Source organism: Corynebacterium sp. KPL4035, from assembly GCF_037908325.1.
GTDB classification, from domain to species: Bacteria; Actinomycetota; Actinomycetes; order Mycobacteriales; family Mycobacteriaceae; genus Corynebacterium; species Corynebacterium kefirresidentii.
Genome location: NZ_JBBMGF010000001.1, coordinates 342,320 through 355,691, shown reverse-complemented (window position 1 = coordinate 355,691; position 13,372 = coordinate 342,320). Strand labels below are relative to the sequence as shown.

Annotated in this window: 9 protein-coding genes; 6 read left to right on the top strand and 3 right to left on the bottom strand. The window is 58.4% G+C overall.

The window, feature by feature from the left end; translation table 11 throughout:
- Nucleotides 1-68: 68 nt before the first annotated feature.
- On the bottom strand, nucleotides 69-977 hold the full coding sequence (locus WMP96_RS01660; RefSeq protein ID WP_239204157.1) for a hypothetical protein: 909 nt from the start codon (nucleotides 975-977) through the stop codon (nucleotides 69-71).
- Nucleotides 978-1,083: 106 nt separating this feature from the next.
- Between WMP96_RS01660 and hrpA the strand changes: the two genes are divergently transcribed.
- On the top strand, nucleotides 1,084-4,971 hold the full coding sequence (gene hrpA / locus WMP96_RS01655; RefSeq protein WP_301715687.1) for an ATP-dependent RNA helicase HrpA: 3,888 nt from the start codon (nucleotides 1,084-1,086) through the stop codon (nucleotides 4,969-4,971).
- Here the strand turns inward: hrpA and nrdR are convergent.
- On the bottom strand, nucleotides 4,968-5,426 hold the full coding sequence (nrdR, locus tag WMP96_RS01650) for a transcriptional regulator NrdR (protein WP_049361220.1): 459 nt from the start codon (nucleotides 5,424-5,426) through the stop codon (nucleotides 4,968-4,970). The two genes, hrpA and nrdR, sit on opposite strands and share 4 nt — an antisense overlap.
- A 725-nt stretch (nucleotides 5,427-6,151) precedes the next feature.
- Here nrdR and lexA point away from each other — a divergent pair.
- Together lexA and WMP96_RS01640 are read left to right on the top strand one after the other, a co-directional pair.
- Nucleotides 6,152-6,856: a transcriptional repressor LexA gene (lexA, locus tag WMP96_RS01645; RefSeq protein WP_340431992.1), complete on the top strand. Its 705-nt coding sequence runs from the start codon at nucleotides 6,152-6,154 to the stop codon at nucleotides 6,854-6,856.
- A 355-nt stretch (nucleotides 6,857-7,211) separates the two neighbouring features.
- Nucleotides 7,212-7,994: a DeoR/GlpR family DNA-binding transcription regulator gene (locus WMP96_RS01640; RefSeq protein ID WP_023021379.1), complete on the top strand. Its 783-nt coding sequence runs from the start codon at nucleotides 7,212-7,214 to the stop codon at nucleotides 7,992-7,994.
- A gap of 21 nt (nucleotides 7,995-8,015) precedes the next feature.
- Here WMP96_RS01640 and ptsP read toward each other — a convergent pair whose 3' ends face one another.
- The gene (gene ptsP / locus WMP96_RS01635) at nucleotides 8,016-9,704 is read right to left on the bottom strand and encodes a phosphoenolpyruvate--protein phosphotransferase (RefSeq protein WP_340431990.1); all 1,689 of its coding nucleotides are present in this window, start codon (nucleotides 9,702-9,704) and stop codon (nucleotides 8,016-8,018) included.
- A gap of 194 nt (nucleotides 9,705-9,898) precedes the next feature.
- On the opposite strand from ptsP, the gene WMP96_RS01630 reads away from it, so the two are divergent.
- Genes WMP96_RS01630 through WMP96_RS01620 form a run of 3 tightly spaced genes read left to right on the top strand, consistent with a single transcriptional unit; the run spans nucleotide 9,899 to nucleotide 13,307 of the window.
- The gene (locus WMP96_RS01630) at nucleotides 9,899-10,864 is read left to right on the top strand and encodes a 1-phosphofructokinase family hexose kinase (RefSeq protein WP_301715683.1); all 966 of its coding nucleotides are present in this window, start codon (nucleotides 9,899-9,901) and stop codon (nucleotides 10,862-10,864) included.
- 13 nt (nucleotides 10,865-10,877) lie between these two features.
- Nucleotides 10,878-12,983 (top strand): PTS fructose transporter subunit IIABC, encoded by a 2,106-nt coding sequence (locus WMP96_RS01625; RefSeq protein ID WP_340431986.1) that lies wholly within the window; start codon nucleotides 10,878-10,880, stop codon nucleotides 12,981-12,983.
- 54 nt (nucleotides 12,984-13,037) lie between these two features.
- Nucleotides 13,038-13,307, top strand: coding sequence for an HPr family phosphocarrier protein (locus WMP96_RS01620; RefSeq protein ID WP_023021375.1), 270 nt, complete (start codon nucleotides 13,038-13,040; stop codon nucleotides 13,305-13,307).
- The last annotated feature ends 65 nt before the right edge of the window (nucleotides 13,308-13,372 follow it).

Sequence of the window (13,372 nt, the reverse complement as noted above, 5' to 3'; positions counted from 1 at the left end):
CGGGGCGTCGCCAAGCACACCAAAGGCCACCGCCCCTAACTGGAACGGTGGCCTTTAACTGTGGTGCGCTACGCCTGCGGGAGAGTATTGCGCCCCGCGCACTGGCGGAACATGTGCGCCTGTGCCAAGAGCGTAACCGGATACGCCACGATAAGGCCGATGCCCAAAAGCAAGAAGCCGGCAACAATGATGAAAAAGTTCAAAATGGCAAGCAGCAACATCTGGCCATAGTTGTCCTTGCCTGCCTTAAAGCCATTCTTTACTGCTTCGCCAACGCCATCGCCGTCAGCCGCAAACCACTGCATCAGTGAGAAAAGTGGTTGAATAAAGAAACTAATCACCAAAAGTACGCCCATGATGCCCATGACGCTTAATACTGCCGCAACTGCTTCTTCCTCCGTGAGATTCTCGGCGTCACCAAGCAGCCCAGTGACGGTTCCACCTACTACAGAGAATACAATGAACATCGACACCGCCCCGATGACGAGCATGATGACCAGCGGCTGCCACCAACGCACGTTCTTAAACAGGTAGCCCCAACCGGTGCGAGAGTCATCAATCTGGAAAAGCGCCAGGCGCATAACTACCAGCGACAAAACAAGGCTTAGGACAGTCGAAATGAGTTGAGAGACCAAAGAGCCCGCGGTTGCCTGACCCGTTCCGGAGTCGCCCGCAGCATTGATGCCAGCTGCAATAACAACAAAAACAATGCCTAGCGCAAAAAGCGCTAGGGATCCCAAAATCCATAGCTTCCAATTGCTAAAGACGGTCCTAAACGCCCAAGAAACGGCGTCTACGGCAGAGACCTTGCCGGTATATGGGCGCTGGCCGGCTTGGTAGCCCACATAGCCCCGGGTGTTTTCTTCGTGGCTGCCGTCATAAGACGGAAGCTGGCCATAGTTGGGTCGGTCTTCGGGGTGATCTGTCGGTTCGTAGCGCGGAAAATCATCATTTCCGCCCGAATACGGGTTCGTCATAACCGGGGCTCCTCCTTAAGGAATGCCAATCAGTGCATGAATAAGTATTGCCACTTTAACAACTTTTTCCTCATTTCAGGCGGGCAGGTAAACTCTGTGCCTAGTCATGACTATGAATGAAACCCCTTCCCGCGACGAGCTTTTCGCCGCACTCGAAAATGTCACCTTGGCCGAAGCCCGCTCCTTCCGCCGCCGCCTGAAAAAGGCCCGTGCCCCGAAAGCGCTCCAAGAAATCGGCGCTGAAATCCACGCTGCGGCTGAGCGCGTCGCGCTTACCGACGCCGCCGTCCCCACCATCACCTACCCCGACGCCCTCCCCGTCACAGCCCGTAAGGACGACATTGCCGAGGCCATCCGGGATAACCAGGTAGTCATCATTGCCGGCGAGACCGGCTCCGGTAAGACCACACAGATCCCAAAAATCTGTCTTGATCTGGGCCGCGGCCGCCGCGGACTAATCGGACATACCCAGCCACGCCGCATTGCAGCACGCACCGTGGCCGAACGCATCGCCTCAGAACTGGACCAAAAGATTGGCGAATCCGTCGGCTACGCCATCCGCTTTGATGATCGCGTCTCTGAGACCACCGCGGTGAAACTCATGACCGATGGCATCCTACTCGCCGAGATGCAGCGTGACCGCTTCCTCAACAAGTACGACACCATCATCATCGATGAGGCCCACGAGCGCTCCCTCAACATCGACTTTTTATTGGGCTATCTCAAGCGTCTTTTGCCCAAGCGCCCCGATCTCAAGGTCATCATTACCTCCGCAACCATCGATCCGGAAAGCTTCGCTGCCCATTTTGCCGACGCCGACGGAAACCCTGCCCCCATTATCGAGGTCTCCGGCCGCACCTACCCGGTAGAAATCCGTTACCGGCCCCTCGAGTTCGAGGCCGGCGGAAAGGTGGTGGACCAAGACCCGCTCGACGGTTTGACCGAGGCAATCGAAGAGCTGATGCACGAAGGCGACGGCGATATCCTTTGCTTCTTCCCTGGCGAACGCGATATCCGCGATGCCATGGAGGCCATCGAAGGCAAGAAGTGGAAAAACGTCGAGGTCACTCCCCTCTTTGGCCGCTTATCTAATCAAGAACAGCATCGCGTTTTCAGCGAACACCGTGGCCGCCGCATCGTGCTGGCCACGAATATTGCAGAAACCTCGCTTACTGTGCCCGGCATCCGCTATGTGGTTGATACCGGCACTGCCCGTATCTCGCGCTATTCCACGCGCACCAAGGTCCAGCGCCTGCCTATTGAGCCCATCTCGCAGGCCTCCGCCAACCAGCGCTCCGGCCGCTGCGGCCGCGTCGCTGATGGCATCGCCATCCGTCTCTATAGCGAACAGGACTTTGAAAGCCGCTCCGAATTCACCGACCCAGAAATTCTGCGCACCAACCTCGCCAGCGTCATCTTGCAGATGGTATCGCTCAAGCTAGGCGACATCGAACAATTCCCGTTCATCCAACCGCCCGAGCACAAGGCCATCCGCGATGGCCTTAACCTCCTGCACGAGCTCGGCGCTCTCCACGACAAGCAGGATAAGCCCACGCTGACCGCTACTGGCCGCGACCTAGCGCGCATCCCGCTAGATCCGCGTATGGCACGCATGCTCATTGAGGCCAATACCAACGGATGCCTGGATGATGTCATGGTCATCGTCGCCGCCATGACCATCCAGGACGTTCGCGAACGCCCCCTTGATTTCCAGGCCCAGGCCGACCAAGCCCACGCCCGCTTCAAGGACAAATCCTCGGATTTCTTGTCCATGCTTAAGCTCTGGGATTACATTAAACAAACCCGCAACGAGCAATCCGGCAATAAATTCCGCAAACGCATGAAGCAGGAGTTTCTCCATTACATGCGCATTCGCGAGTGGTTTGACCTGGTACGCCAGCTCAAGGACGTCGCCAAGCAGCTGGGCTGGACATACCAGGAAGGTACCGAGCGCCGCGCCGATGATATCCACATGTCACTCCTGTCAGGCTTGCTATCCAATATCGGCGCCCGCGATGGCAACTCCAAAGAATTCCAAGGCGCGCGCAACACCCGATTCCTGGTATTTCCTGGCTCCGCCTTGGCCAAAAAGCCGCCGGAGTTCCTCATGGCCGCCGAGCTGGTGGAAACTTCCCGCCTCTGGGCACGCGACGTCGCCACCATCGATCCCGCCTGGGTAGAAAAGCTGGGCGCAGACCTGCTCAAGCACAACTATTCCGAGCCCACCTGGTCCCGCAAACGCGCCGCCGCCATCGCTCACCAGAAGTCCACACTCTACGGTGTACCCATTGTGGCCGACCGCACCGTGCCCTACCACCGCGTCGATCCCACCGCCGCGCGCGATATGTTCATCCGCAACGCGCTCGTTGCCGGCGACTGGAATACCCACCACGCCTTCTTCAAAACCAATGCCCAAGCGCTTGACGACGCCGCCGCATACGAAGAAAAAGCCCGCCGCCGCGGCCTCATCGTAGACGAAGACACCCTCTTCGACTTTTATGACCAGCGCATCCCAGCAAATGTAACAACCGGCCGTCATTTCGACTCGTGGTGGAAAAAAGAACGCCGTCGCAACCCTGAATTGCTGGATTTTGATCCGACAAAGCTCATCGATGACTCCCACGAGGTCACCGAAGAATCCTTCCCCGACCACTGGAGAAAGGGTTCCATCGACTACGAACTAACCTATAAATTTGAACCCGGCGATCCACTCGATGGCGTTACCGTGATGGTACCCATCCCCATGCTCGCCGGCTTAGATACCGAAGGCTTCGATTGGCTCGTCCCTGGCCTGCGTCTCGAGCTCGTAACCGAACTCATCCGCAGCTTGCCCAAGGCCCTGCGCCGCACCGTTGTTCCCGCGCCCGAATTCGCTGAGCGCGCCATCGACCGCCTCGTCCCTTATGAAGGCACCATCACCCAGCAGCTTGCCGACGTCCTCCATGAACTCGGCGGCCAAGGCATCAACGCCACCGACTTCCAGCCCAGCAAGCTGCCGATGCACCTGCGGATGAACTACGGGGCCATCGACAAGCGCGGCAAGATCGTCGACTCCGACCGCGACCTCGCAGCGCTTATCCGCCGCCAGGCCGGGCATATCAAATCCTCTGTGTCCCGCGTCTCTCGCACCGCTGAGTCCACCGCCGTCAGCGAGTGGACCGACGATACTCTAGGTGCCATCGATGACACGGTCACCACCACCGTCGACGGCCACGAAGTCACGGCTTACCCCGCCCTCGTCGCCACAAAGGACGGCGTTGAACTCAAGGTACATCCCACCAAAGCCGCAGCCGATGCCGCTATGGTTACCACCACCCTTACCCTGCTTATGCGCGATATTGCGGTCAATACTGCGCAAATGGTCAAGGGCCTGCCGCTGCAACAACGCGTCGCCGTCGATTCCTATCCCCACGGCGGCGCCGATGGCCTGGTCAACGACGCCCGCGTCGCTGCCATACGCGATCTGATGCTAGAGGCCGGCGGACCGGTCCGCACTCCTTCCGCTTTCCAGAAGCTCAAAGACGTCATCAAGCCCCAGGTTCCGGGCCGTGTGCGTCAAGCGGTGGTGGCTATCGCCCCAGGACTCGCCGAGTACTCCAACCTGCGAGCCGAACTTGCCCACTGGGACGGCGCGGCCATCGATGACATGCGCGAGCAATTGGAGTTCCTCCTACCCCGTAATGCCATCACAATCCATGGCATGTCCCACCTGCGTCATCTACCGCGCTATATCCAAGCCATGCGCATTCGCTTGGAGGACATGAACCTTGACCCTGACCGCGACGCGGACCGCCAGTCCGAGGTCGATAACGCTAAGGCCTACCTAGCCAACCGGCTGCGCAGCTTACCACCTGGCCGCGAAAAGACGCGCGAAGTCAAAGACATACGCTGGATGGTGGAGGAACTTCGCGTTTCACTATTCGCCCAACGCCTCGGCACCGCTCACGCAGTGTCACTCCGCCGCATCCAGAAGGCCGTTGACAAATTGCGCTAGAAATCCTCTCGGTCGCGTCTTCGCATGAGACGAATTTCAGATTCGAAATCATCAGCGCTTTCAAAGGACTTGTAGACCGAGGCAAAACGCAGATAGGCCACCTCATCAAGATCGCGAAGCGGTTCCAAGATGGCCAGGCCAATCTCATTCGCGTTGACCTGAGAGGAACCATGCCCGCGTACGGTTTCTTCCACTTCTTGCGCCAGTTTTTTCAGGGCATCGTCACCCACATCTCGCCCCTGACAGGCGCGCCGTACGCCGCGAATCAGTTTATCTCGACTAAAAGGTTCCGCGAGTCCGTTCCGCTTGACCACCAACAACACGGCCTTTTCGACCGTGGTAAAACGCCCCTTACACGAAGCACACTCACGCCGGCGCCGAATCGACGCTCCAGCATCGACGACGCGGGAGTCAATGACACGGGATTGCTCATTATGGCAGAAGGGGCAATACACAGAGGTCCTTTCACTGACGTTGTTACCCCAGTAGTTTACTCGCCCAGCAGTCCGCCCAACCACCGAGCATAAGGCCACCGCCTCACTAATGCACTACAGCAGCCTCGACCTGTTGAATGTCTGAGGTCGGCGGTTGCGGTGCACTACTTCCTTCCGCCCCTCCCAATCCGCCTAGGAGCGTGCCCAAAAAGACCGCGATTCCAAACACGCCACCTAAAACGTAGTTACCTGTGTTCGACTTCACCGCGCTACGTTGAGCTCTCTGTGAAAGACCGTCGCCCCCGCCAGATTTCACTCGATTCGAACGATATGTCGTTCGATCCTCCACGCGGAGAGTTCGAACATACCGCGAATCACCGCTCCCTCGCGCCGCGCGAGAGGCATATCGATCCACGTCCCATATAGATGCGGGAGAAACCACTAGAGCGTCTGCAGAATTACGCTTTGCCAGGTTATTTCGAGAATTAATAAGTAGAGACATGTTTTTCCTTTCGACGACCGAACTCACCATAGGCATCCCACTGGACACTTAATTTGAAACAGTCGCCATAATGTTCGATTTAGTTGGTACGTTCGATTTATAGCACCGCTTCGAATACTTGTCCACCCGTGGACACAAATCTCGAACATCTGTACTTTTCGTGCTACAAATGACTTGTGGCACTCTAAATCCGCCCACTAATAGACCGACAACGAAGTCACCCGACCCTACGTAGGAGCCAGCAATGGGCCGCAAGCCAAAAAAGTCCGCCGAGAAGACCGATTACGCATCCCTATCCGACCGCCAACGACGAATCCTCAATGTCATTAGTGACGCCGTCATGCTGCGTGGCTACCCACCAAGCATTCGCGAAATCGGCGATGCAGCAGGCCTGCAGTCCACATCCTCAGTTGCCTATCAGCTGAAGCAATTGGAAGAAAAGGGATTTCTCCGGCGCGACCCAAATAAGCCGCGTGCCGTAGATGTTCGACATCTCAACACAGACGAAGGCACCAAGAAGCCTGGCCGCAAGCCCGCTAAGCCCGAACAGCAGATTCCCGAAGACGCAGGCGCTGTGTCTTATATTCCTGTGGTCGGTCGCATCGCTGCGGGAGCACCCATTACCGCTGAGGAAAACGTCGACACGTACTTCCCCATGCCTGACGAGGTTGTCGGCAGCGGCGACCTTTATATGCTGCAGGTAGTCGGCGATTCAATGAAGGATGCAGGGATTCTCGACGGTGACTGGGTGATTATTCGCTCCCAGTCCGTTGCTGAGGAAGGCGAGTTTGTCGCAGCGCTGCTGGACGATTCTGAGGCCACGGTTAAGGAATTCCACCGCGACTCGTCGGGCGTATGGCTACTTCCCCACAACGATGCTTACTCGCCCATTAATGGCGATGATGCAGAAATTATGGGCAAGGTTGTATCCGTGTTCCGCAAACTTTAAACACTCACCCAGCATCACTCCGCCCCGCAACGGCCGCCCCAGGCCGTGCGGGGCTTATTTGTGCGCATTTCTCATTAATATAGCTTCTCCGCCAGCCACCCCCATTTTGGCGCCATTTTGGACCCAGACAGCAAAGGAGAAGAAAATCCCACTTTGCCAATTTTTGCCCTGACCAGTTATTTTCGTACTTCGTAGCGCGGTGATAGCTGTGCAAATTTTTGCTTTAGTCCGGTTTTTCCCGATTTTTGAGACAATGGACTAAGAAAAACAACATCGCGGGACTTTCCTATCCACAGAATCCGGGAATTTTTACCCCCGCTACTCCCCGCGGTGTGCTTAAGTCCAAGGAGGAATAATGTACGCAGAAGAGCGGCGCCGCCAGATAGCGTCTCTCACCGCCGTTGAAGGTCGCGTCAACGTCACTGAGCTATCCGAGCGCTTCGAAGTCACGGCCGAAACCATTCGACGCGATCTAGCGGTGTTGGATCGAGAGGGCGTCGTCCATCGCGTGCATGGCGGCGCAGTAGCATCCCAGTCCTTTCAAACTGCGGAACTTACCCTAGACACTCGGCAGCGTTCCGCCTCCGGCGCGAAAGCCGCCATCGCCCGAGCTGCGCTGGATTTTCTACCCCACGGCGGCGGCAGCATTTTCCTCGACGCGGGCACTACGATTAATGCATTTGCTGAGCTGATAGGACAGCAATACCCCCAAGGCCAGTTCAACATCGTCTCCAATAGTCTGCCCATCGCCTTGTCCTTGGCAGGCAGCGGAGTACCGGACGTCCAGCTGCTTGGCGGCACGGTTCGCGCGATCACCCAAGCTGTCGTCGGCGACACCGCCCTGCGCACGCTAGCGCTCATGCGCGCCGACGTCGCCTTCATCGGAACCAATGCCCTGACCCTGGATCACGGGCTTTCCACGGCCGATCCCCAAGAAGCAGCCATCAAGTCTGCCTTTGTCACCAACGCCCACAAGGTCGTAGTGATGTGCGATTCCAGCAAACTAGGCAATGACTACTTGGTAAGCTTCGCCCCCGCCGCTGATATCGATGTCGTCATCACTGACGCCGCAGCCCCCGATTCCTTTGTGGAGGCGCTGCGCGAGCACGAAATTGAAGTCGTACTCGCCAGCGAATAAATCCCGCTCCTTCGCCTCAAGCTAGGCGAAGGATGCCATGGTTTCTACCACTGCAGTACGGGCGGCATCAGGGCTTTCCGCATCCAATGCCACCTCAGCGAGCTGTTGGCACTGTTCCAAGGTAATTTCTGCCAACTGTGCGCCTACGCCTGCTACTGCAGTAGATGCTGCGGACAGCGAATTCACGCCCAAGCCCGTAAGCACGCAGGCCAGCATGGGGTCGGCCGCTGCTTCTCCGCATACGCCTACTGCAACGTTATTGGCCTGGCCCACAATGCAGGTGTGCTGGATAAGTCGCAGCACGGCCGGCTGCCACGGGTCGGTCAGGTAGGCCAACTGCGGGGACAGACGGTCTGCAGCCATCGTGTACTGAGTCAGGTCATTGGTACCGATGGATACGAAGTCGAGGTGCGGCATGATTTTATCCGCCATAAGCGCTGCGGCGGGAACCTCAATCATAGCGCCAGCAGTCAGGCCGCGTTCACGACACAAGTTGGCAAACCACTGCGCTTCGGTAGAAGTGGCAACCATGGGAGCCATCACCCACGTAGAGGCTTTATCATCACGGGCTTCGGCAGCCTGCGCAATTGCATCAAGCTGGCGGGTCAGCAAAGCTTCATTATCTCGCGCGATACGCAGACCGCGAACGCCCAATGCCGGGTTTTCCTCAGAGCTTAGCGTGGCATAAGAAATTGGCTTATCGGAGCCTGCGTCCAATGTGCGCACAACTACCTTGGATTCGGGGAAGGCCTTGAAAACCTTTCCGTAGATCTTTGCTTGTTCCTCCACGCTGGGTTCTTCGCTGGCCGAAAGGAAGGACAACTCCGTGCGATACAGGCCGATGCCTTCTGCCTGAGACTCCGAAGCGATGCGGGCGGCATTGCCATCAGCAACATTTGCCAGCAGCTGCACGCTGTGACCGTCCTTGGTCTTAGCTGGTCCGCGCCACTGAGCAACGCGTGCTGCACGCTCACGGTATTCAGCAACGGCCTTGGTGGAGGTCTCCGCATCGGCACCACAAGTCACGGTTCCTACTGCGCCATCGACAAATACCAGCGTGCCGCTTTCAATGTCGCTAAGCGAAGCGCCCACCGCCACGATGCACGGAATGTCCAATTGGCGCGCGATGATGGCCGTATGGCTAGTGGGGCCACCGAGCTGCGTAACAAGGGCTTTAATGTGTTTGGTATCTAGCGTTGCGGTATCGGCCGGGGCCAAATCATCTGCAAACAAGACGGCCTCGCCATCTACCAAAGGCAGGCCTGGCTCATCTTCACCACGTAGCTCAGCGATGACGCGGTCGCGTACGTCCTTCAAGTCGGTCGTGCGCTCGGCCATCACGCCACCAGCGGCTTCGAACATGGTGACAAACTTGTCAGTCGCGCCAACGGTGGCAAATTCCGCGTTCCTACCGGTGCGGATATTCTTGCGTACTGCTTTGTGCCAGCCACGGTCCTTGACCATACCGGCGGTTGCAGTGAGAACCTGGGCCGCTTGGCCCTCTGCGGCTGCCGCGCGCTTCTCCAATCGATTAGCAACCGTATCCACGGCCGCAAGAAAGCGATTGTACTCGGATTCACTTGCTTGCTCTGGGTCAATGCTTCCCTCGATAGGCAGGGCCGGGCGAGGGCGGACCCACACGGCTTCGGCGTAGGCGACTCCGGCAACGACACCGGTGCCTTTGATTGTGGACTCAGACGCGTTTTCCATGAGCATACTTCCTTCGAAGATAGCGGATATTGACTTCCAGAACACCACAAATCGGATAGAAAAGCAATGTATACCACAGTTTTCTGTTGACTTTCGGACACATCCGGACAAGAATCAACATTAAGGGCGGGCCATTCCCAAAGGTTCTCTCCCGCGGCGTTCGGCCCCAATATATAACCTGCGAAAGGGACAACTTGATTCTCACGCTGACCCCCAATCCCAGTATCGACGCCACCCTCGTACTCAGCGAGCCTTTAACTTCCGGTGATGTCCACCGTGCCAGCGAGGTCACACAGGTTGCAGGCGGCAAGGGCGTAAACGTCACCCATGCCGTGCACTTGGCCGGCGAGCAAACCCTGGCACTTTTTCCGTCCCACGACTCCGATTCCTTCCTGAATCTCATCCACGCGGCCGGATTGCCTTCTTCGGCTACTGCTATGGACGGCTCCATTCGCGTCAACACCACCATCACCGAGCCCGACGGCACCACCACCAAGGTCAACGGCCCAGGCCCCGCGCTTTCCGACGCCGATGCCCAAGCCATTACCTCCGCCCTCACCGCCCGCGCCCTCGCGGCCGACTGGGTGGTGCTGGCAGGTTCCTTGCCGCGCGGCGTGGATACCGATTGGTATTGCGAGCTCATCTCCGCTATCCGTGCGGCCGCACCACAGGCCCGCATCGCGGTAGATACCTCCGATGCTCCGATGCTGGCCATCGGGAAAAATCTCGAGTCTTCGGCACCCGATCTTATAAAGCCCAATGGTCTAGAGCTCGGTCAACTCACCGGCACCGACGGCCGCGAGCTGGAAACACAAGCCGCCCGCGGTGACTATTCGGGAGTGGTTAGCGCGGCACGCGACGTCGTCAAGCGAGGCATCGCAGAAGTGCTCGTCACCCTCGGTGGCGCCGGTGCCGTACTGGTTACGGCTGAAGGAGCATGGGCTGCCACTCCCCCTCCAGCCACCGTGAAATCCACCGTAGGTGCTGGAGACGCAGCGCTCGCCGGATACCTAATCGGCCGCTCCGCTGGTAAATCTCCGGCCGCAAGCCTTGCCCGATCCGTGGCCTACGGGACCGCGGCTGCATCCAAGCAAGGCACGCAATTTCCTCGCCCTGAAGAAATAGATATCGCTAATACCACCGTTAACTCGCTGGCCTAAGGAGCGCCCCAAAATGGCTTCCGAACTCATTACTACGGAACTTGTCGCCCTTGACGCCGACTTTGGCGACAGTGTTGACTCCGTCATTACCAACCTAGCCACGCTAGTCCACGACACCGGCCGAGCCACCGACGTCGCCGGATTGGCCCAACCCGCCATCGACCGCGAGACTAAAGCCGGCACCGGCGTACCCGGCGGTGTTGCCATCCCGCACTGCCGTTCCGAGGCTGTCACCGAACCAACCCTCGCATTCGCCCGCCTAGGCCGCGGTGTAGATTTCTCCGGTCCTGATGGAGACGCCCAGTTGGTCTTCCTCATCGCCGCTCCGGCCGGTGGCGGCAAGGCTCACCTAAAGATTTTGTCCAAGCTAGCCCGCGCCCTTGTCCGAAAAGACTTCCTCGAGGCACTGCGCAGCGCCCCCACCAAGGAAGAAATCGTTCGCCTTGTCTTGGATGTAGTCAACGCAGAAAAGCCAAAGAAGAAACCGGCCACCGAGTCGGCTGCCCCCGCCGCTGGTGCCGCCGGTACAGGCTCCTCCGCCGCCTCCAACGGCTCGTCCTCGGCCGCGACCCCAACTACCGCGGATTCTTCGGACAACGTCACCCGCATCGTGGCCATCACCGCCTGCCCTACCGGCATCGCCCACACCTACATGGCGGCCGACGCCCTCACACAGACCGCGGCCGAACGCGATGACGTAGCGCTGACCGTAGAAACGCAAGGTTCGTCGAATAATGAGTCCGTCTCCCAAGCCGCCATCGATGCGGCCGATGCGGTCATCTTCGCCACGGACGTTGGCGTACGCGACCGGGAGCGATTCGCTGGCAAGCCGGTAATTGAGTCTGGTGTCAAGCGCGCCATCAACGAGCCTGACACCATGCTCGACGAGGCCATCGCCGCCGCCCGAAACCCCCACGCGCACAAGGTATCCGGCACCGCTACCCGGGCCGATGCGGAAGAAGAGGGAAAATCTCTCGGTTGGGGCAAGCGCATCCAGCAGGCCATCATGACCGGCGTATCCTATATGGTTCCATTCGTCGCGGCCGGTGGTCTTCTGCTTGCCCTCGGCTTCCTTTTTGGCGGCGCCGATATGGCAAACGGTTGGCAGGCACTGTCGACGGACTTTTCACTAGGCAATCTTCCTGGTCATGACGTAACCGTGGACGGCGAACTTATGCATTTCGAGCGCTCCGGGTTCTTGCTGTATCTCGGCGCTGTTCTTTTCGCCATTGGCCAAGCAGCGATGGGCTTTATCGTTGCTGCTCTTTCCGGTTATATCGCCTACGCGCTCGCCGGCCGTCCAGGCATCGCCCCAGGCTTCGCGGGCGGCGCGATCGCGGTTACCCTAGGTGCTGGTTTTATCGGTGGCCTGGTAACTGGTCTTCTGGCGGGCTTCGTCGCTTTGTGGATTGGCAATTGGAAGGTACCACGCTGGCTGGGCTCGCTTATGCCAGTTGTCATCATCCCACTACTGACCTCGCTCGTCGTCGGCCTTGCGATGTACCTACTGCTGGGCGCACCGCTGGCAGCCATCATGGATGGCCTGCAGAATTGGCTTTCGTCGATGTCCGGTTCCTCGGCCGTGCTCATAGGAATCATCCTCGGCTTGATGATGTGCTTTGATTTGGGCGGCCCTGTCAATAAGGCGGCTTATCTCTTCGCTACGGCCGGACTTTCTACCGGCGACGAGTCCTCCATGCAGATTATGGCCGCGGTTATGGCCTCCGGCATGGTTGCACCGATTGCGCTCTCCCTGGCCACGTTCATCCGCAAGTCGCTGTTTACTCCGGCCGAGCAGGAAAACGGCAAGTCCGCTTGGTTGCTGGGCCTGTCCTTCGTCTCGGAGGGTGCCATCCCGTTCGCCGCGGCCGACCCCTTCCGCGTTATCCCTTCGATGATGGCCGGCGGCGCGGTGACAGGTGCGGTTTCGATGGCCTTGTCGGTCGGCTCCCGAGCTCCACACGGCGGTGTGTTCGTCTTCTTCGCCATCGACCCGTTCTGGGGCTATCTCGTCGCCATCGCGGCCGGTGTGGTTGTCTCGACCGCAGCGGTGCTGGCAATGAAGCAGTTCTGGCCTAATAAAGCCGTCGAAGAAGCTGCTCAGAACGTGGCGGCATAAACCAAACACTCGTACACTGGATTGCAACAATCCCCATAAGAAAGGATCTTTTCCATGGCTTCCAAGACTGTAAAGGTAGGTTCCTCTGTAGGCCTGCACGCACGTCCCGCCTCCATTATCGCGGACGCAGCTGGCGAGTTCGACGAAGACATCTTCCTCAACCTCGTTGGCGATGACGATGAAGATGAGACCGATGCGGCCTCTTCTTTGATGATTATGGCTCTTGGTGCAGAGCAGGGCGATGAGGTTACTGTTACTTCCGACAACGAAGAAGCGGTAGAAAAGATTGCTGCCCTCATCGAAAAGGACCTAGACGCTTCCTAAGCCCTAAAAACGGTTCGCTTTAAAGCTCCCCGCCTGTGTGGTGGGGAGCTTTTCGCTTGCCGACG

Excerpts from the sequence above, each read along its gene's own strand:
- WMP96_RS01660 (WP_239204157.1), bottom strand. The coding sequence starts at position 977 with ATGACGAACCCGTATTCGGGCGGAAATGATGATTTTCCGCGCTACGAA.
- hrpA (WP_301715687.1), top strand. The coding sequence starts at position 1,084 with ATGACTATGAATGAAACCCCTTCCCGCGACGAGCTTTTCGCCGCACTC.
- lexA (WP_340431992.1), top strand. The coding sequence starts at position 6,152 with ATGGGCCGCAAGCCAAAAAAGTCCGCCGAGAAGACCGATTACGCATCC.
- ptsP (WP_340431990.1), bottom strand. The coding sequence starts at position 9,704 with ATGGAAAACGCGTCTGAGTCCACAATCAAAGGCACCGGTGTCGTTGCC.
- WMP96_RS01640 (WP_023021379.1), top strand. The coding sequence starts at position 7,212 with ATGTACGCAGAAGAGCGGCGCCGCCAGATAGCGTCTCTCACCGCCGTT.
- WMP96_RS01620 (WP_023021375.1), top strand. The coding sequence starts at position 13,038 with ATGGCTTCCAAGACTGTAAAGGTAGGTTCCTCTGTAGGCCTGCACGCA.
- WMP96_RS01625 (WP_340431986.1), top strand. The coding sequence starts at position 10,878 with ATGGCTTCCGAACTCATTACTACGGAACTTGTCGCCCTTGACGCCGAC.